Annotated in this window: 17 protein-coding genes; 11 read left to right on the forward strand and 6 right to left on the reverse strand. The window is 59.9% G+C overall.

The window, feature by feature from the left end; translation table 11 throughout:
• Window positions 1-96 precede the first annotated feature (96 nt).
• From ACZZ0A_RS20580 to ACZZ0A_RS20625, 10 genes are read left to right on the forward strand one after another with little or no spacing between them, the layout of a single operon-like run.
• Window positions 97-1,059: a YbgA family protein gene (locus ACZZ0A_RS20580; RefSeq protein WP_095114383.1), complete on the forward strand. Its 963-nt coding sequence runs from the start codon at window positions 97-99 to the stop codon at window positions 1,057-1,059.
• The gene (locus tag ACZZ0A_RS20585; protein WP_447787090.1) at window positions 1,059-2,000 is read left to right on the forward strand and encodes a MerR family transcriptional regulator; all 942 of its coding nucleotides are present in this window, start codon (window positions 1,059-1,061) and stop codon (window positions 1,998-2,000) included. The genes ACZZ0A_RS20580 and ACZZ0A_RS20585 overlap by 1 nt, the downstream gene beginning before the upstream one ends.
• A 20-nt stretch (window positions 2,001-2,020) precedes the next feature.
• A complete protein-coding gene (gene phrB / locus ACZZ0A_RS20590) occupies window positions 2,021-3,466 on the forward strand; it encodes a deoxyribodipyrimidine photo-lyase (RefSeq protein ID WP_463543667.1) in 1,446 nt (481 codons plus the stop codon).
• Window positions 3,459-3,881, forward strand: coding sequence for a nuclear transport factor 2 family protein (locus tag ACZZ0A_RS20595; RefSeq protein WP_007912852.1), 423 nt, complete (start codon window positions 3,459-3,461; stop codon window positions 3,879-3,881). The genes phrB and ACZZ0A_RS20595 overlap by 8 nt, the downstream gene beginning before the upstream one ends.
• Window positions 3,878-4,660: an SDR family NAD(P)-dependent oxidoreductase gene (locus ACZZ0A_RS20600; protein ID WP_007912854.1), complete on the forward strand. Its 783-nt coding sequence runs from the start codon at window positions 3,878-3,880 to the stop codon at window positions 4,658-4,660. The genes ACZZ0A_RS20595 and ACZZ0A_RS20600 overlap by 4 nt, the downstream gene beginning before the upstream one ends.
• Window positions 4,657-5,904 (forward strand): NAD(P)/FAD-dependent oxidoreductase, encoded by a 1,248-nt coding sequence (locus ACZZ0A_RS20605; protein WP_463543668.1) that lies wholly within the window; start codon window positions 4,657-4,659, stop codon window positions 5,902-5,904. Before ACZZ0A_RS20600 ends, ACZZ0A_RS20605 begins: the two co-directional genes overlap by 4 nt.
• Window positions 5,901-6,716, forward strand: coding sequence for a DUF1365 domain-containing protein (locus ACZZ0A_RS20610; protein ID WP_463543669.1), 816 nt, complete (start codon window positions 5,901-5,903; stop codon window positions 6,714-6,716). Before ACZZ0A_RS20605 ends, ACZZ0A_RS20610 begins: the two co-directional genes overlap by 4 nt.
• On the forward strand, window positions 6,703-7,968 hold the full coding sequence (locus ACZZ0A_RS20615; protein ID WP_007912863.1) for an SAM-dependent methyltransferase: 1,266 nt from the start codon (window positions 6,703-6,705) through the stop codon (window positions 7,966-7,968). The genes ACZZ0A_RS20610 and ACZZ0A_RS20615 overlap by 14 nt, the downstream gene beginning before the upstream one ends.
• A complete protein-coding gene (locus tag ACZZ0A_RS20620) occupies window positions 7,961-8,452 on the forward strand; it encodes a DUF2878 domain-containing protein (RefSeq protein ID WP_007912864.1) in 492 nt (163 codons plus the stop codon). The genes ACZZ0A_RS20615 and ACZZ0A_RS20620 overlap by 8 nt, the downstream gene beginning before the upstream one ends.
• Before the next feature lie 53 nt (window positions 8,453-8,505).
• Window positions 8,506-8,811, forward strand: coding sequence for a YkgJ family cysteine cluster protein (locus tag ACZZ0A_RS20625; RefSeq protein ID WP_007912865.1), 306 nt, complete (start codon window positions 8,506-8,508; stop codon window positions 8,809-8,811).
• Between the two features lie 95 nt (window positions 8,812-8,906).
• Here ACZZ0A_RS20625 and ACZZ0A_RS20630 read toward each other — a convergent pair whose 3' ends face one another.
• The 6 genes from ACZZ0A_RS20630 to hemA all read right to left on the reverse strand — a co-directional run bounded on the left by ACZZ0A_RS20630 (window position 8,907) and on the right by hemA (window position 14,267).
• Window positions 8,907-9,425 (reverse strand): acyloxyacyl hydrolase, encoded by a 519-nt coding sequence (locus ACZZ0A_RS20630; RefSeq protein ID WP_095114379.1) that lies wholly within the window; start codon window positions 9,423-9,425, stop codon window positions 8,907-8,909.
• 112 nt (window positions 9,426-9,537) lie between these two features.
• The gene (gene murI, locus ACZZ0A_RS20635; RefSeq protein ID WP_095114378.1) at window positions 9,538-10,329 is read right to left on the reverse strand and encodes a glutamate racemase; all 792 of its coding nucleotides are present in this window, start codon (window positions 10,327-10,329) and stop codon (window positions 9,538-9,540) included.
• Window positions 10,322-11,077 carry a molybdopterin-synthase adenylyltransferase MoeB gene (locus ACZZ0A_RS20640; protein ID WP_007912884.1) on the reverse strand — a complete coding sequence of 252 codons (756 nt, stop codon included), beginning with the start codon at window positions 11,075-11,077 and terminating at the stop codon, window positions 10,322-10,324. The genes murI and ACZZ0A_RS20640 overlap by 8 nt, the downstream gene beginning before the upstream one ends.
• Window positions 11,071-11,901 (reverse strand): peptide chain release factor N(5)-glutamine methyltransferase, encoded by an 831-nt coding sequence (prmC, locus tag ACZZ0A_RS20645; protein ID WP_007912886.1) that lies wholly within the window; start codon window positions 11,899-11,901, stop codon window positions 11,071-11,073. The genes ACZZ0A_RS20640 and prmC overlap by 7 nt, the downstream gene beginning before the upstream one ends.
• A complete protein-coding gene (gene prfA / locus ACZZ0A_RS20650) occupies window positions 11,902-12,984 on the reverse strand; it encodes a peptide chain release factor 1 (RefSeq protein WP_095114376.1) in 1,083 nt (360 codons plus the stop codon).
• Window positions 12,981-14,267: a glutamyl-tRNA reductase gene (gene hemA / locus ACZZ0A_RS20655; protein WP_007912890.1), complete on the reverse strand. Its 1,287-nt coding sequence runs from the start codon at window positions 14,265-14,267 to the stop codon at window positions 12,981-12,983. The genes prfA and hemA overlap by 4 nt, the downstream gene beginning before the upstream one ends.
• Window positions 14,268-14,449: 182 nt before the next feature.
• On the opposite strand from hemA, the gene ACZZ0A_RS20660 reads away from it, so the two are divergent.
• Entirely contained in the window at window positions 14,450-16,174 is a 1,725-nt protein-coding gene (locus ACZZ0A_RS20660; RefSeq protein WP_007912892.1) for a tetratricopeptide repeat protein, read from the forward strand.
• The last annotated feature ends 2 nt before the right edge of the window (window positions 16,175-16,176 follow it).

The following is a 16,176-nucleotide window of genomic DNA, read 5'->3' on the forward strand; positions in this document are numbered from 1 at the left end:
AGTTGTACAAATAATTTGACTTGTACACCCATGAATCTATGCTGACGAAAGTTGTACAGAGATCTACCTCTGTACAGGTATAGATTCGAGGTGCCCATGTCAGATACTTGCGTAGCCAAGCCAAAAATCGCCATCAGCGCCTGCCTGCTGGGTGCCGAGGTGCGCTTCAACGGTGGGCACAAGGAATCGCGACTGTGCAGCCGCACCCTCACCGAGCATTTCGATTTTGTCCCGGTATGCCCTGAAGTCGCCATCGGCCTGGGCATCCCGCGCGAACCGATCCGCCTCGTTGGCGAGGCCGAGCATCCGCAAGCGGTCGGCACGGTCAACCCGGCGATCAACGTCACCCAGCCATTGGCCGAGTACGGCACGAAAATGGCCGCCGAGCTTGATGACATCTGCGGCTACATCTTCATGCAGCAATCGCCGTCCTGCGGCCTCGAACGGGTCAAGGTCTACCACACCAACGGTGCCCCGATTAACGGCGGCGGGCGCGGTATTTACGCCCAGGCGTTCTGCGCGCGCCATCCGGATTTGCCGGTGGAAGAAGCCGGGCGCCTCAATGATCCGGTGCTGCGCGAGAACTTCATCACCCGCGTGTTCGCCTACAGCGAATGGCAACACGTCCTTGCCGGTGGCCTGAGTCGTCGCGCCCTCACCGAATTCCATTCGCGCTATAAATATTTGCTGATGGCGCACAATCCGCCGCAATACAAAGCGCTGGGCAAAATGCTCGGCAACATGGCCGACACCGATCCCGCCGAACTCGGCCCGCGCTATTTCAGCGAACTGATGGCGGCATTGAAGAAATGCGCCACCCGTGGCACGCACTGCAACGTTTTGCTGCACATCAGCGGTTATCTGAAACAGGCAATCAGCGCCGAAGACAAACAGGAAATGCAACACGTCATCGGCCAGTACCGCCAGGGCATCGTGCCGCTGGTGGTGCCGTTGACGCTGCTCAAGCACCACTTTCGCCTCCATCCGGATTCGTACATCGCGCAACAGGTTTACCTGCAACCGCACCCGGAAAACCTCAGCCTGCGAAACGCAATCTAATGAACGACAAAATGGATACCAGCGCCCAGGAAGACCTTGGCGCTGATTTTAAAAAAGCCCTCGACGAGGGCTGGCTGCCGATCCGCGAAGTCGCCCGGCAGACCGGCGTCAACGCGATCACTTTGCGCGCGTGGGAACGCCGCTACGGGCTGGTCGTGCCGCAACGCACGCCCAAGGGCCACCGGCTGTATTCGGCCGAACATGTGCAGCGGATTCTGACCATCCTTACCTGGCTCAACCGTGGCGTCGCGGTCAGCCAGGTCAAACCTCTGCTCGACACACCACAGGCGTTCAGCGAAACCGTGGAAAACGACTGGCAGCGGTTGCGCCAGACACTGCTGACGGCCGTCACGCAACTCAATGAACGCAGCCTCGACGACAGCGTCAATCAGGCCATGGCGCTCTACCCGCCACGCACATTGTGCGAGCAATTGCTGATGCCGCTGTTGGCGGAACTGGAGCAGCGCTGGCAAGGCCAGTTCGGCGCACAGATGGAGCGGGTGTTCTTTTATTCGTGGTTACGCAGCAAATTCGGCACACGCATCTACCATAACAATCGTCAGTTGCATGGCGCCCCGCTGCTATTGATCAATCATTCCGACCTGCCACTGGAACCTCATCTGTGGCTGTGCGCGTGGCTGATCAGTAGCGCTGATTGTCCGGTGCAAGTGTTTGACTGGCCGCTGCCTGCCGCCGAACTGGCGCTGGCGGTCGAACATCTGCAAGCCCGTGGCGTACTGCTGTATTCCAGCAAAGCCATGAACCTTGCGCAGTTGCCCAAACTACTGAACGGAGTCGGTTGTACAAAAATGCTGGTCGGACCAACGGTATGCATCCACTACGCCGAGTTGTCCGTAAAAACCTCAGAGATGGCTGATGTGTTCCTGGCTGAAGACGCGCTTGTAGCGCACCAGGTGCTCGTTCAGCGTGGGCTGATCTAATGGACGCAGTGAGTTCCGACATGCAATTGATCTGGCTGCGCAGCGACTTGCGCCAACATGACAACACCGCCCTCGCGGCCGCCGCAGCGCGCGGCCCGACGGTCGCCGTGTACCTGTTGAGCGCGCAGCAGTGGCTGGAACATGACGATGCGCCGTGCAAGGTCGACTTCTGGTTGCGCAACCTGCGTGAGCTGAGCGCAAGCCTTGGCAAACTCAACATCCCGTTGCTGATTCGCACCGCAACCCATTGGGATCAAGCCCCGGCAGAACTGCTCAAACTCTGCCGGCAGCTGAAGATAGCGGCGGTTCACGCCAATGAAGAATATGGCGTTCATGAAAGCCGTCGCGATGCAGCGGTAGGCGAAACACTAAAGGCCGAGGGCATCACCTTTCACAGCTATCTCGACCAGTTGCTGTTCAAACCTGGCAGCGTGCTGACCAAGACCGAGAGTTACTTCAAGGTGTTCAGTCAGTTCCGCAAAGTCTGTTACGAACGCCTGCATCGCTCGATGCCGGCGCTGGTCAAGGCCCCCGGCAAACAGGAAAAACTTGAGCTCAGCAGCGATCCGATTCCCGACTCGGTTAAGGGCTTCTCGACGCCGAGCCAGACCTTGCGCGATCTATGGCCCGCCGGCGAAAACGAAGCCCGGCGCCGTCTCGACACCTTCACCGACGCGCAGATCGACTACTACCAGAGCGAACGCGACTTCCCGGCCAAACCCGGCACCAGTCAGCTCTCGGCGTATCTCGCGGCCGGCGTGATTTCGCCGCGCCAATGCCTGCACGCCGCCCTGCAAAGCAATCAGGGCGAGTTCGAGAGCGGCAAGGTCGGTGCGGTCACCTGGATCAACGAGTTGCTGTGGCGTGAGTTCTACAAACACATTCTGGTCGGCTATCCACGGGTCTCTCGGCACCGTGCATTTCGCCCGGAAACCGAGGCGTTGGCCTGGCGTGATGCGCCGGACGATCTTGCCGCATGGCAAGAAGCGCGCACCGGTCTGCCGATCATCGACGCGGCCATGCGCCAATTGCTCGAAACCGGCTGGATGCACAATCGCCTGCGCATGATCGTGGCGATGTTCCTGACCAAAAACCTGCTGATCGACTGGCGCGAAGGCGAACGCTTTTTCATGCGCCACTTGATTGATGGCGATCTGGCGGCGAACAACGGTGGCTGGCAATGGAGTTCGTCGACGGGCACCGATTCGGCGCCGTACTTCCGCATCTTCAATCCGCTGAGCCAATCGGAAAAATTCGACAGCGAAGGCTTGTTCATCAAGCACTGGCTACCAGAACTGGCCGGCCTCAACAAAAAAGAAGTGCACAACCCGGCCAACCTCGGCGGCTTGTTCGGCGCCGCAGACTATCCGTCGCCGATCGTCAACCTCAGCACCTCGCGGCAACGGGCGCTGGCAGCCTTCAAGAATCTGCCTTCGCGTACGTCTTCAGGAGGTGATGATGAGTGAATTCCTGCGCCGCTTCGCCCGGCAATTTTCAGCGTTGAACAAAGACAACCTGCAAAGCCTGGGCGAGCTGTACAGCGATGACATTCACTTCACCGACCCGCTGCATGAGGTGCAGGGGCTGGCGCAGTTACGCGACTATTTCGGCGAGTTATACGCCAACGTCAGCGAACTGCGCTTCGACTTTCATGGTTTCGACCAGATCAGCGACTGCGAAGGCTATTTGCGCTGGGTCATGAGCTATCGCCATCCGCGCCTGGCGAATGGCCGCGTGATTCGCGTCAGCGGCTGCTCGCATCTGCTCTGGCGTGACAAGGTTTATCGCCACCGGGATTACTTCGATGCCGGGGCGCTGCTGTATGAACACTTGCCAGTATTGGGCCGGGTCATTGCCTGGCTGAAAAGGAGAATGGGATGAGTCGTACACCTCCACGGCGTTATTGGTTGACCGGGGCCAGCAGTGGCATCGGCGCGGCGCTGGCTGAAGAGATCCTGAAAACCGGTGCGCACCTGGCAGTCAGTTCCCGTCAGGTTGCTCCGCTCAAGGTCTTGTCGCAACGCTATCCGGGGCAGGTTCTGGTCGTGCCGGGAGATCTGACCAACAGCCAGACTGTGCGCGAAATCGGTGAGCAGATCGCCGAGGACTGGGGTTCGCTGGACTCGGTGATTCTCAACGCCGGCACCTGCGAATACGTGGACGCCAAGCAGTTCGACTCATCGATCATCGAACATGTGGTGCGCACCAACCTGCTCGCCAGCAGTTATTGCATCGAGGCCGCACTGCCGCTGCTGCGCAAAGGCACTGCGCCGCACCTGGTCGGCGTCGCCAGTTCGGTGACCTATCTGCCGCTGCCACGGGCCGAAGCCTACGGTGCCTCGAAGGCCGGTTTGCGTTACCTGTTCGAGTCGTTGCGCATCGATCTGGCCGACGAAGGCATTGAAGTCACCGTGGTCAGCCCCGGTTTTGTCGAAACACCGCTGACCGCCAAAAACGATTTCCCCATGCCGTTGAGCTGGCCTGTGGATAAAGCCGCGCGGCACATCTTCGCCAAGCTCAAGGATCGGCCGCTGGAGATCGCCTTTCCGGCGCTGTTCATGGCCGCGCTGTGGCCGCTGTCGAAACTGCCGGCACGGGTACAACTGGCGATCGGCAAGCGCATGGTGCGCAAGTCGCCTCCACTGACGGATCCGACATGAAAATTGCCATCGTCGGCAGCGGCATCGCCGGGCTTACCTGCGCTTACCTGCTCAATCGCCGCCATGACGTCACGGTGTTCGAGGCGGGCGACTGGGTCGGTGGCCACACGCACACCGTGGACGTTACGGTCGCTGGACGGCAGTACGCCGTGGACACCGGTTTCATCGTCTTCAACGACTGGACCTACCCGAATTTCATCCGACTGCTCGGCCAGCTCGGCGTGGCGTTCAAGCCGACGGAAATGAGCTTCTCGGTGACCGACCCGGACACCGGTCTGGAGTACAACGGCAACAACCTCAACAGCCTGTTCGCCCAGCGCAGCAATCTGTTGTCGCCGGGGTTCTGGGGCATGTTGCGCGATATTCTGCGCTTCAATAAAGAAGCCCAGCGCGACCTCGTCGAACTGCGCATCGCCGCCGACACCACCCTCGACGACTACCTCAAGGCCGGCGGTTACGGCGAACGTTTCATCCTGCATTACATCGTGCCGATGGGCTCGGCGATCTGGTCGATGCCGATGGCGGAAATGCTCAACTTTCCGCTGCAGTTTTTTGTACGGTTTTTCAAAAACCATGGCCTGTTATCGGTCAGTGATCGTCCGCAGTGGCAAGTCATCGAAGGCGGCTCAAGCGCCTATATCGCGCCGCTGACGGCTGCGATCAAAGACAGGATTCGGCTCAATTGCCCGGTCACTCGGGTTGATCGCGATGTGCATGGCGTAGTTATCCACAGCCCGGCAGGCCTTGAGCATTTCGATCGGGTGGTGTTCGCCTGCCACAGCGACCAGGCGCTGAAACTGCTGGCAGTCCCCAGCGATGCCGAACGCGCGATCCTCGGTGCCCTGCCCTACGCCGACAATGAAGTGGTGCTGCACACCGATACGCGTTTGCTGCCGACGCGCAAACTGGCCTGGGCCAGCTGGAATTATCGGCTCAGCGGCGCCGGTCACACCCACGCCGCCGTCACCTATGACATGAACATTCTGCAGGGCATTCAGAGCGACACCACGTTCTGCGTCAGCCTCAATCAGAGTGCCGGCATAAGCCCCGACAAAGTGCTCGCCCGCTACACCTACGCCCACCCACAGTTCAGCCTCGCAGCAGCGGCCGCACAGCAACGCTGGGGCGAACTTGATGGCGCGCAACACACGCATTATTGCGGCGCCTACTGGGCCAATGGTTTTCATGAGGACGGTGTGGTCAGCGCCTTGCGCGTGGCCGCTGCGTTCGGGGAAACCTTATGAACAGCGCCCTGTACAGCGGCTGGATCGGCCATCGGCGTTTTTCCCCGCGCCGCCATGAATTCCGCTACCGGATCGGTTTGCTCTACCTCGATCTCAGCGAACAGGACGCGGTGCTTGCACTGTCGCCGCTGGCCGGACGTAGCCGTTTTGCGCCGTTTTCATTTCGCGAGACTGACTACCTGAAGACCTTTACCGGCCGTGGCATACGCCTGATCGACGCCGTACGCCAGCAGGTCGGCATCGCCATCGGCCACGAACCGCAAGGCTCGATCTGCCTGCTGACCCAGGCACGCAGTTGGGGATTGTCGTTCAATCCGGTGAGTTTCTTTTATTGCCATGAAGCCGACGGGCAACTGGCGGCGATTGTCTGCGAAGTGACCAACACGCCGTGGCGCGAGCGTTATCACTATGTGCTTCCAGCGCGCACGCCCGTCGACCTGCGGGACTTTCACCAGCACTTCGCCGTGGCCAAGGCCTTTCACGTTTCGCCGTTTTTGCCGCGCGATCTCGAATACCGCATGAGTTTCAGGCCCGCCGCGCAATCCCTCGGCGTGCACATGGCCGACTGGCAGGGCGAGCACAAACTGTTCGACGCCACGCTCAATCTGCAACGCGAAAGTCTCGATCGTCGCAGCCTGCACCGCTACTTGCGGCGGTTTCCGTGGATGACCGCAAAAACTGCCTTGGCGATTTACTGGCAAGCGCTGCGGCTGCTGCTCAAACGCGCACCGATCTTTGCTCATCAGACTGCCGACGGCAGCTTTCAAACCGCCACTGTGCCTCCCAAGGAGCAGCGCCATGAAATCCTCTAGTCTGTCGGTCAGTCGGTTCAGCGCCAACGGTTTGACCGGATCGCTGCTGCGCCGTGGCGTGTTGCGCCAATTGGCTCAACTCAAACACGGGCAATTGCTGGTGGTCGAGGATGGCGAACGGCTGATGTTCGGTACGCCGGGCAGTGCGTTGCTGGGGGAAATCCATGTGACGGATGCGGCCGTCTGGGGCATGGTCGCCGGCAATGGTTCGATTGGTGCCGGCGAGGCGTTTATCCACGGCTATTGGAGTTCGCCGGATCTGACAGCGGTGGTACGCGTATTCGTCAGCAATCTCGACGTGCTCGACGCCATGGAGGGTGGCCTGGCCCGTCTCGGCCGGCCGTTGGTGCAAGGTCTGCACTGGCTCAACCGCAACACGCGCAAGGGCTCGCAAAAGAACATCGCCGCGCACTACGACCTCGGCAACGATCTGTTCGAGCAATTTCTTGATCCGACCATGATGTATTCGGCGGCGCAGTTCCTTACGCCCGAAGACAGTCTGGAGCAGGCGCAGTTGAACAAACTGGAGCGGATCTGCCAGAAGCTTGCGCTCAAACCCGATGATCATTTGCTGGAGATCGGCACCGGTTGGGGCAGCATGGCGCTTTACGCCGCCCAGAATTACGGTTGCCGGGTCACCACCACGACGCTGTCGAAAGAGCAGTACGCGTTTACCGCGCAACGCATCGAACAACTGGGCTTGCAGGATCAGGTCACGCTGCTGCTCAAGGACTATCGCGACCTGACCGGCGAATACGACAAACTGGTGTCGATCGAAATGATCGAAGCGGTCGGTCACCGCTTCCTGCCGACCTATTTCAAACAATGCGCGCACCTGCTCAAGAGCAACGGTCTGATGCTGATCCAGGCGATCACCATCCGCGAGCAGCGCTATGAACAGGCCAAGCGCGGCGTCGATTTCATCCAGCGTTACATCTTCCCCGGCGGCGCCCTGCCCTGCGTGCAGAAAATGCTCGAAGTGGTCAGCCGCGACACCGACATGAACCTGTTGCACATGGAAGATTTCGGCCTGCACTACGCCCGCACCCTGCGCCTGTGGCACGAGAACTTCCGCCGCGCCCACGGCCGCTTGAGCGAGTTGGGTTACGACGATTATTTCCTGCGGCTGTGGGAGTTCTACCTGTGTTACTGCGAGGGTGGCTTCCTCGAACGCACCATCGGCACCGCGCAATTGTTGCTGGCCAAACCGGCGGCGATGACCGCGCCGCTGCTCGGACGCTTCGATGCTTGAGCGTGTCGCCAATGCCGTGCTGTTCCAGATCGGCTGGCTGACCTGCGTGCTCGGCGGCAACAGTTTGTGGTTGCTACTGGCGTTGGCGGTGCTGGTGATTCATCTGCGCTGGATCAGCAGTTGGGCGGCTGAGGGTCGCCTGGTGTTGAGCGTGGTGATTGTCGGCACGGCGGTGGACAGCGTTTTGCGCGCGCTGGGTGTATTCGAGTTTCAGGATCTGTCGCCGCTGATTCCGTTGTGGCTGATGCTGCTCTGGGCGTTGCTCGCGACCACGTTGCGTCACTGCCTGGCCTGGAGCGCGCGGCCGTGGTGGCTGGCGAGTTCGCTGGGGGCCGTCGGTGGCGCAATGTCGTACTACGCCGGCGGGCGGCTGGCCGGCGTGCAATTTCCCTATGGTGAACTGCCGACACTGATCGGTATCGGCCTGCTCTGGGCGCTGCTGTTTCCGCTGTTGCATACGATGGCGCGGCGACTGACGCACTGAGCGTCTGTCAGACCTTTCACACGCATGCCGGCCACTGCCTTACACTGCCGGCCATGAAGACCATTCCCCACCAACAAATCACGGAACCGGCGGTCACTTGTTCGACCTGCGCGGCGTGCTGTTGCCAACTCGAAGTGATGCTGATCACCGACACTGGCGTGCCTGATCGCTTTATCGATACCGATGAGTGGGGCGGCGAAGTGATGCTGCGTCTGGACGACGGCTGGTGCGCGGCGCTGGATCGCGACAGCATGATGTGCACGATCTATGAGAAACGCCCGTTGATCTGCCGCGAATTCGAGATGGGCGCGCCCGAGTGCATTGAAGAGCGCAAAGGCATCACCACGGCTTACCGGTGATCCCAAAAACAAAAGATCGCAGCCTTCGACAGCTCCTACATGGGAATGTGTTTCACCTGTAGGAGCTGCCGAAGGCTGCGATCTTTTGATCGTGCTTACAACGGCATCGTGTAATGCAGCGAGTAACTTTCTACGCCGTCGTTGTCACTGGCCAGGCCAGCGTTGGAATAGTGCGTCGCACGAATCCCGACTTCATGCCCGCCATTGAAACGCAGACCAAAACCGAAGCGGTCTTCAAACTGGAAAGAACCGCCGAGGTTGTTGGATTCGTACTTGGTATTGGAGAACGCCGCGACGCCGATCCCCGCTTCCACATACGGTTTGACCGATTGACCGGCGAACTCGTAAACAAATACCGGCGAGAACGACAGGCTGTTGTTACTGGAAGTCTTGTCACCTTCCCAGTAGGTGTAAGCCCCGCTCCAGTAACCGGTCAGGCGACCGACGTCACTTTGCAGCCAGCTCTTGTCCCAGTCGAAATTCATGCCCAGGCGGTACGTCATGGTCGAGTCGCTGGTGGCCCCCACCGCGAACTCAACACCTGCCGCTTGCGCAGTAATACTTTGCCCCATCAGTGCGGCCGCAATCGCGGCCAAGCAGAATAGTCGCTTCACGTTGAAACTTCCTTTTCCGGAACGATCGTTTGGTTTTCTAGGTAACTCTTCGCTATAGAAGCTAGCGCCTACTCAGAAGTTCAGCTGAAGTTTTAGTTATTTCACAATTTTTTTACAAGCTGAAGTTTTGCACTTCGCCAGCACTTTGCCCCAGTAGCGGCAGGATGTTTTTGAAGTACGCAGGATCGGCGCTGGTCCAGAATCTGACCGGCTGGTTCGGGCCGCCAGCGAGCAAATCGCGCTCCGCCAAAAGCCGCTGAAGTTGCCGTGCTACAGCCGCGCCAGTATCGATCAGACTTATGTCCGCTGGGATCATCGACTTGAGCATCGGCTTGAGAAAGGGATAGTGGGTGCAGCCCAAAATGATCGTGTCGCAACCGCTGGCCAACAGTGGCTCGACATACCCTTGCAGCAACTGGCGCAACTCGGCGCTGTGCAGATCGCCGCTTTCAATCAGCTCGACCAGGCCGGGGCATGGCTGGGTAATCACGCGAACGTCGGTGGCAAAGCGATCAAGCAGCGCGGCGAACTTGGCGCTCTGCAACGTGCCTGTGGTGGCGAGCACGCCGACCACACCGCTGCGGGTCGCGGCAGCGGCAGGTTTGACCGCAGGCTCCATACCGACAATCGGCCAGTCGGGAAAATCACGTCGTAAATCGGCAACGCCTGCGACCGTCGCGGTATTGCAGGCCAGCACCAACGCCTTGGCGCCCTGCTCACGGAAAAACCCGGCCATCACGCTGCAGCGCTGACGGATGAATTCAGGGGTTTTCTCACCGTAGGGAATGTGCCCGCAATCGGCGACATAGAGCAGTGATTCATTGGGCAGCAAACGCTGGATTTCCGCCAGCACCGACAAGCCGCCGACGCCGGAGTCGAACACGCCGATCGGCGCTTCACGCATGGCGCGAACCACAGACACTGCAACCCGGATCGCGCTTGACGCGCAACTCACGGAAACGCGAACCAAGGGCATCGATCAGCAGCAAGCGGCCCACCAGCGGCTCACCGAAACCGACCAGAACCTTCAAGGCCTCGAGCGCTTGCAGGCTGCCGACCAGACCCACCAAAGGCCCGACCACACCGGCCTCACTGCAAGTCAGTTCGGCTTCACTGCCATGCCCGTATAAACAGTGGTAGCACGGGCTCTCGGCGCGACGCGGGTCGAACACCGACAACTGCCCTTCCAGCCGAATCGCCGCGCCGCTGACCAACGGTTTACACGCGGCCACGCACGCCGCGTTGACTGCCTCGCGCGTGGAAAAATTATCGGAACAGTCGAGTACCAGATCCACCGCCGCCACGGCTGCAGCGAGAGAATCCTCATCCAGCGCCTGACGGTGAGCGATCAGTTGGATCTCAGGATTGATCGCGCCCAGACGCTTGAGCGCCGAGTCGACCTTGCTCATGCCGACGCTGTCGGTGTCATGGATGATCTGGCGTTGCAGGTTGGTCAGATCGACCGTGTCGAAATCCGCCAGATGCAATTCACCGACACCCGCCGCTGCCAGATACAAGGCAACCGGTGCACCGAGACCGCCAAGGCCGACGATCAGCACGCGACTGTCCTTGAGCTTCAGTTGCCCGTCGATGTCGATGTGTTGCAGCAGAATCTGCCGGCTGTAGCGCAGCAATTCCTGATCATTCAGCACGGCAGGCGCCCCAGACTGATGCGTTGATGACCGCCCAGATCGGTGCGGCTGTGGACTTCTTCGAAACCACGCGTCAGCAACAAATCGCGTACGGCTTCGGCTTGATCATAGCCGTGTTCGAGCATCAGCCAGCCACCTGCTTGCAGATGATCCGGGGCTTGCGCAACGATCAGACGCAGATCGTCCAGACCGTCTTCACCGGCCACCAGCGCACTCGCCGGCTCGAAGCGCACATCGCCTTCGACCAGATGCGGATCGGCCGCAGCGATGTACGGCGGATTGCTGATGATCAACTGGAAACGCTGACCTTCCAGCGCGCTGAACCAATGGCTGCTCAGCACGGTGGCGTTGTTCAAATGCAGGCGCTGGCGATTGCGTTCGGCGAGAGCCACGGCTTCGAGTACGCGATCTACGGCGGTGACTTTCCATGCCGGGCGCTCGCTGGCCAGGGCCAATGCGATTGCGCCGCTGCCGGTGCCGAGGTCGAGCACTTTGGCCGGGGTCGCGGGCAGCAATTCCAGCGCCGCTTCCACTAGCAATTCAGTGTCCGGACGCGGGATCAGCGTGTGCGGCGCGACTTCAAGATCGAGTTTCCAGAAGCCCTGCTGCCCGAGAATATAAGCCACCGGTTCACCGCTACGGCGGCGTTGCAGGTATTCAGCAAAGGTTAGCGCCGCTTCACTGGGTACGATGCGTTCGGGCCAGGTGTGCAGAAAGCTGCGTGATTTGCCCAGTGCCGCCGCGAGAAGCAACTCGGCGTCCAGACGCGCGGTGGGCGAGTCCGGCAATTCGGCAGCGCGCAACAGGCTGGCAATGATGGTCATTTATTCACCTATCGCAGCGAGTTGGTCAGCCTGATATTCGGCCAACAACGGCTCGATCACCGCTTCAACGCCACCGGCGAGGATTTCATCCAGCGAGTACAGGGTCAGGTTGACGCGATGGTCGGTAACCCGGCCCTGAGCAAAGTTGTAGGTGCGAATCCGCTCGGAACGGTCACCGGAACCCACCAGCAATTTACGCTCGCTGGCAATCGCATTGGCCGCCGCGGCGGTTTGCTGGTCGTTGAGCTTGGCCGACAGCCAGGCCATCGCCCGGGCACGGTTCTTGTGCTGGGAACGTTCTTCCTGACACTCGACGACGGTGCCGGTCGGTATGTGGGTGATGCGGATCGCCGAGTCGGTGGTGTTGACGTGCTGACCACCGGCCCCGGAGGAGCGGTAAGTGTCGACGCGCAAATCCGCCGGGTTGATCTCGATGGCTTCGCGCTCGTCCGGCTCGGGCAACACCGCCACGGTGCAGGCCGAGGTGTGGATACGGCCCTGGGATTCGGTGGCGGGTACACGCTGTACGCGGTGCGCGCCGGATTCGAATTTCAGCTTGCCGTAAACGTTGTCGCCTTCAATGCGCGCGATGACTTCTTTATAACCGCCGTGTTCGCCTTCGTTTGCCGAAAGGATTTCCACACGCCAGCCACGCCGTTCGGCGTAACGCGAGTACATGCGGAACAGGTCGCCGGAGAAGATCGCCGCCTCGTCGCCACCGGTGCCGGCGCGAATTTCGAGATAGACGTTGCGGCCGTCATTCGGATCCTTGGGCAGCAACATGCGTTGCAGATCGCCTTCCAGGGTAATCAGCAATTCCTTGGCTTCACGGACTTCTTCCACGGCCATTTCACGCATGTCCGGGTCGCTGTCCTTGAGCAGCGCCTGGGCGCCTTCAAGATCGCTTTGTACGCTGAGCAGCTTTTTATAGGTTTGCACGACCGGCTCGAGTTCGGCGTATTCCTTGGAATAGGCGCGGAATTTGGTCTGATCGGCAATGACTTCGCCGTCGCCGAGCAGCGCGGTCAGTTCCTCGAAACGGTCCTGGAGGATGTCCAGCTTATTGAGCAGTGACGCTTTCATTGCGATTTTTTATCCGAAAAGCTATCCGGTGAGCCCTCAAGGGCAAAGAGTTCCTGGGCCATGGCCAGCGCATCGAGGCGGCCTTCGGCAGAAAGCTTTTTCAATTGCACGCTGGGCGCGTGCAACAGTTTATTGGTCAGGCCACGGGCCAATTGTCCGAGCACGTCTTCAGCGTTGCCGCCGTTGGCCAGCAGACGCAGGGCTTTTTGCAGCTCTTCGTCGCGCAGGCGTTCGCTCTGTTGACGATAGGCCTTGAGCACATCGACCGCCGCCAGTTCGCGCAGGCGCACCATGAAATCATCGGCGCCGACCGAAACCATCTCTTCCGCGGCCTGGGCTGCGCCCTGACGACTCTTGAGATTCTCGGCGACCACTTCGTGGAGATCGTCGACGCTGTAGAGGTAAACGTCGTCCAACTCGCCGACTTCCGGCTCGATATCCCGGGGAACGGCGATGTCGACCATGAAGATCGGCTTGTGCTTGCGCAGCTTCAGCGCGCTTTCCACCGCGCCCTTGCCGAGAATCGGCAACTGACTGGCGGTCGAACTGATCACGATATCGCTGCGCACCAGTTCTGCCGGGATGTCCGAGAGCAACACCGCGTGAGCGCCGAACTGTTCAGCCAACAGACTGGCGCGTTCCAGCGTGCGGTTGGCGACGACGATGCGCTTGACCCCCAGCTCGTGCAAATGGCGGGCGACCAAAGTAATGGTCTCGCCGGCGCCGATCAGCAAAGCCTGACTACGCTGCAAATCGCTGAAAATCTGTTTCGCCAGGCTGACCGCGGCAAATGCCACGGACACCGGGTTTTCACCGATCGCCGTGTCGGTGCGCACCTGTTTGGCGGCATTGAACGTGGCTTGAAACAGTCGTCCCAGCAGCGGACCAATGGTGCCGGCCTCGCGGGCCACGGCGTAGGCCGATTTCATCTGGCCGAGAATTTGCGGTTCGCCGAGCACCAGCGAGTCGAGCCCGGAGGCGACGCGCATCATGTGACGAACTGCCGCATCATCTTCATGCACATAAGCACTCGCGCGCAGCTCATCAAGGCTTAAATGGTGATAGTCGGCCAGCCAGCGCAGCACGATATCGGCAGAAAGCTGATCCTGTTCTATATAAAGCTCACTGCGATTGCAGGTCGAGAGGATCGCAGCTTCGCGGCTGTCGGTCAGTCGGCAGAGCTGCTGCAAGGCTTCCACCAGCTGCTCAGGGGTAAAGGCCACGCGCTCGCGGACGTCTACTGAAGCAGTCTTGTGGTTGATACCGAGTGCAAGGAAGGCCATTCAAGGTCGCTGATGGTGACGTGAAGCCGGCAATTGTCCACCTTCGAAAGATTCAGAACAACTACCGCTGACTATTGTCCCAATCGTCAGCCCCTATAATGGGCACAATTGAGTCTCGGTTATGTTTGGCCGAAGGCTTGTGTCATGATGATCCGACCGCAGGTTAGTCGTCCTCTTCCTATATGAATAGATCTTCCGCGTTGCTCCTCGCTTTTGTCTTCCTCAGCGGCTGCCAGGCCTTGGCTCCCGTTTCGCCGGACGGTACGCCGTCGGTTGAAGACACCACGCCCGCGCCTGAAAAGCCCAAGGTTTACAGCTCGTTCAGCGAGGAAACCGTTTTCAGTCTGTTGAGCGCCGAACTCGCCGGCCAGCGCAATCGTTTCGACATTGCCCTGGACAACTACGTGACCCAGGCCATCAACACCCAGGATCCGGGCGTCTCCGAGCGCGCATTCCGTATCGCCGAATATCTGGGCGCCGATCAACCGGCCCTTGATACCGCGCTGATCTGGGCGAAAAACGCCCCGGACGACCTCGAAGCGCAACGCGCCGCTGCCGTGCAACTGGCGCGCGCCGGGCGTTATGACGACTCGATGGTCTATATGGAGAAAGTCCTGCAGGGCAAGGGCGATACCCATTTCGACTTCCTCGCGCTGTCGGCAGCGGATACCGATCAGGAAACCCGCAACGGCCTGATGAAAAGTTTTGACCGTTTGTTGCAGCGTCATCCGAACAACAGCCAGCTGATTTTCGGCAAGGCCCTGTTGTTGCAACAGGATGGCGACAACAAAGCCGCACTGGCATTGCTCGAAGACCATCCGCCGGAAGAAGGCGAGATTGCGCCGATTCTGCTGCGCGCACGTCTGCTGCAATTGCTCAACCGTGGCGACGAAGCCCTGCCTCTGCTGCAAAAAAGCATCAAGAAGTACCCGGACGACAAACGCTTGCGCCTGACTTACGCACGCATGCTGGTTGAACAGGACCGGATGGACGACGCCAAGGCCGAGTTTTCCAGCCTTGTTCAGCAATATCCTGAAGACGACGAACTGCGTTATTCGCTGGCACTTGTATGCCTGGAAGCCAAGGCCTGGGACGAGGCCAAAGGTTATCTGGAAGACTTGATCGCTCGGGAAAGCCATGTCGATTCGGCGCACCTGAACCTCGGTCGCATCGCCGAAGAACGCAACGACCCGCAAGGCGCGCTCATCGAGTACGCCCAGGTCGGCCCGGGCAACGATTATCTGCCGGCGCAATTGCGTCAGGCCGATATTCTGATGAACAACGGCAAGACCGCTGAAGCGCAAAGCAAACTCGCTGCCCAGCGCGACGAACAACCGGACTACGCGATTCAGTTGTACCTGATCGAATCGGAAACCCTGTCGGCCAATAAACAGGACGACAAGGCCTGGAAAGTCTTGCAGCAAGCCTTGCTGCAATACCCGGACGATCTGAATCTGCTCTACACCCGGGCCATGCTCGCGGAAAAACGCAATGATCTGGCACAGATGGAAAAAGACCTGCGCCTGATCATCAAGCGTGATCCGGACAACGCCATGGCCCTTAACGCGTTGGGCTATACCCTGTCCGACCGCACCACTCGCTACGCTGAAGCCAAAGCGCTGATCGAGCAGGCACACCAGATCAATCCGGAAGACCCGGCCGTACTCGACAGCCTCGGCTGGGTGAATTACCGCCTGGGCAACCTGGATGACGCCGAGAAATATCTGCGTCAGGCGCTGGAGCGTTTCCCTGATCACGAAGTCGCCGCCCACCTGGGCGAAGTGTTGTGGACCAAGGGCAACCAGCGTGAAGCCAAACAAATCTGGGGCAAATTCCTCAAGGATCAGCCCGACAGCACCATTCTGCGCAGCACCATCAAGCGCCTGACCGGATCCGAGACTCTTTAACT

The sequence above is a fragment of the Pseudomonas sp. AC242 genome (assembly GCF_979258655.1).

Bases quoted from the DNA above. Each gene is read 5' to 3' on its own strand.
- ACZZ0A_RS20580 (WP_095114383.1), top strand. From the start codon at position 97: ATGTCAGATACTTGCGTAGCCAAGCCAAAAATCGCCATCAGCGCCTGC.
- ACZZ0A_RS20585 (WP_447787090.1), top strand. From the start codon at position 1,059: ATGAACGACAAAATGGATACCAGCGCCCAGGAAGACCTTGGCGCTGAT.
- phrB (WP_463543667.1), top strand. From the start codon at position 2,021: ATGCAATTGATCTGGCTGCGCAGCGACTTGCGCCAACATGACAACACC.
- ACZZ0A_RS20595 (WP_007912852.1), top strand. From the start codon at position 3,459: ATGAGTGAATTCCTGCGCCGCTTCGCCCGGCAATTTTCAGCGTTGAAC.
- ACZZ0A_RS20600 (WP_007912854.1), top strand. From the start codon at position 3,878: ATGAGTCGTACACCTCCACGGCGTTATTGGTTGACCGGGGCCAGCAGT.
- ACZZ0A_RS20605 (WP_463543668.1), top strand. From the start codon at position 4,657: ATGAAAATTGCCATCGTCGGCAGCGGCATCGCCGGGCTTACCTGCGCT.
- ACZZ0A_RS20610 (WP_463543669.1), top strand. From the start codon at position 5,901: ATGAACAGCGCCCTGTACAGCGGCTGGATCGGCCATCGGCGTTTTTCC.
- ACZZ0A_RS20615 (WP_007912863.1), top strand. From the start codon at position 6,703: ATGAAATCCTCTAGTCTGTCGGTCAGTCGGTTCAGCGCCAACGGTTTG.
- ACZZ0A_RS20620 (WP_007912864.1), top strand. From the start codon at position 7,961: ATGCTTGAGCGTGTCGCCAATGCCGTGCTGTTCCAGATCGGCTGGCTG.
- ACZZ0A_RS20625 (WP_007912865.1), top strand. From the start codon at position 8,506: ATGAAGACCATTCCCCACCAACAAATCACGGAACCGGCGGTCACTTGT.
- murI (WP_095114378.1), bottom strand. From the start codon at position 10,329: ATGCGTGAAGCGCCGATCGGCGTGTTCGACTCCGGCGTCGGCGGCTTG.
- prmC (WP_007912886.1), bottom strand. From the start codon at position 11,901: ATGACCATCATTGCCAGCCTGTTGCGCGCTGCCGAATTGCCGGACTCG.
- prfA (WP_095114376.1), bottom strand. From the start codon at position 12,984: ATGAAAGCGTCACTGCTCAATAAGCTGGACATCCTCCAGGACCGTTTC.
- hemA (WP_007912890.1), bottom strand. From the start codon at position 14,267: ATGGCCTTCCTTGCACTCGGTATCAACCACAAGACTGCTTCAGTAGAC.
- ACZZ0A_RS20660 (WP_007912892.1), top strand. From the start codon at position 14,450: ATGAATAGATCTTCCGCGTTGCTCCTCGCTTTTGTCTTCCTCAGCGGC.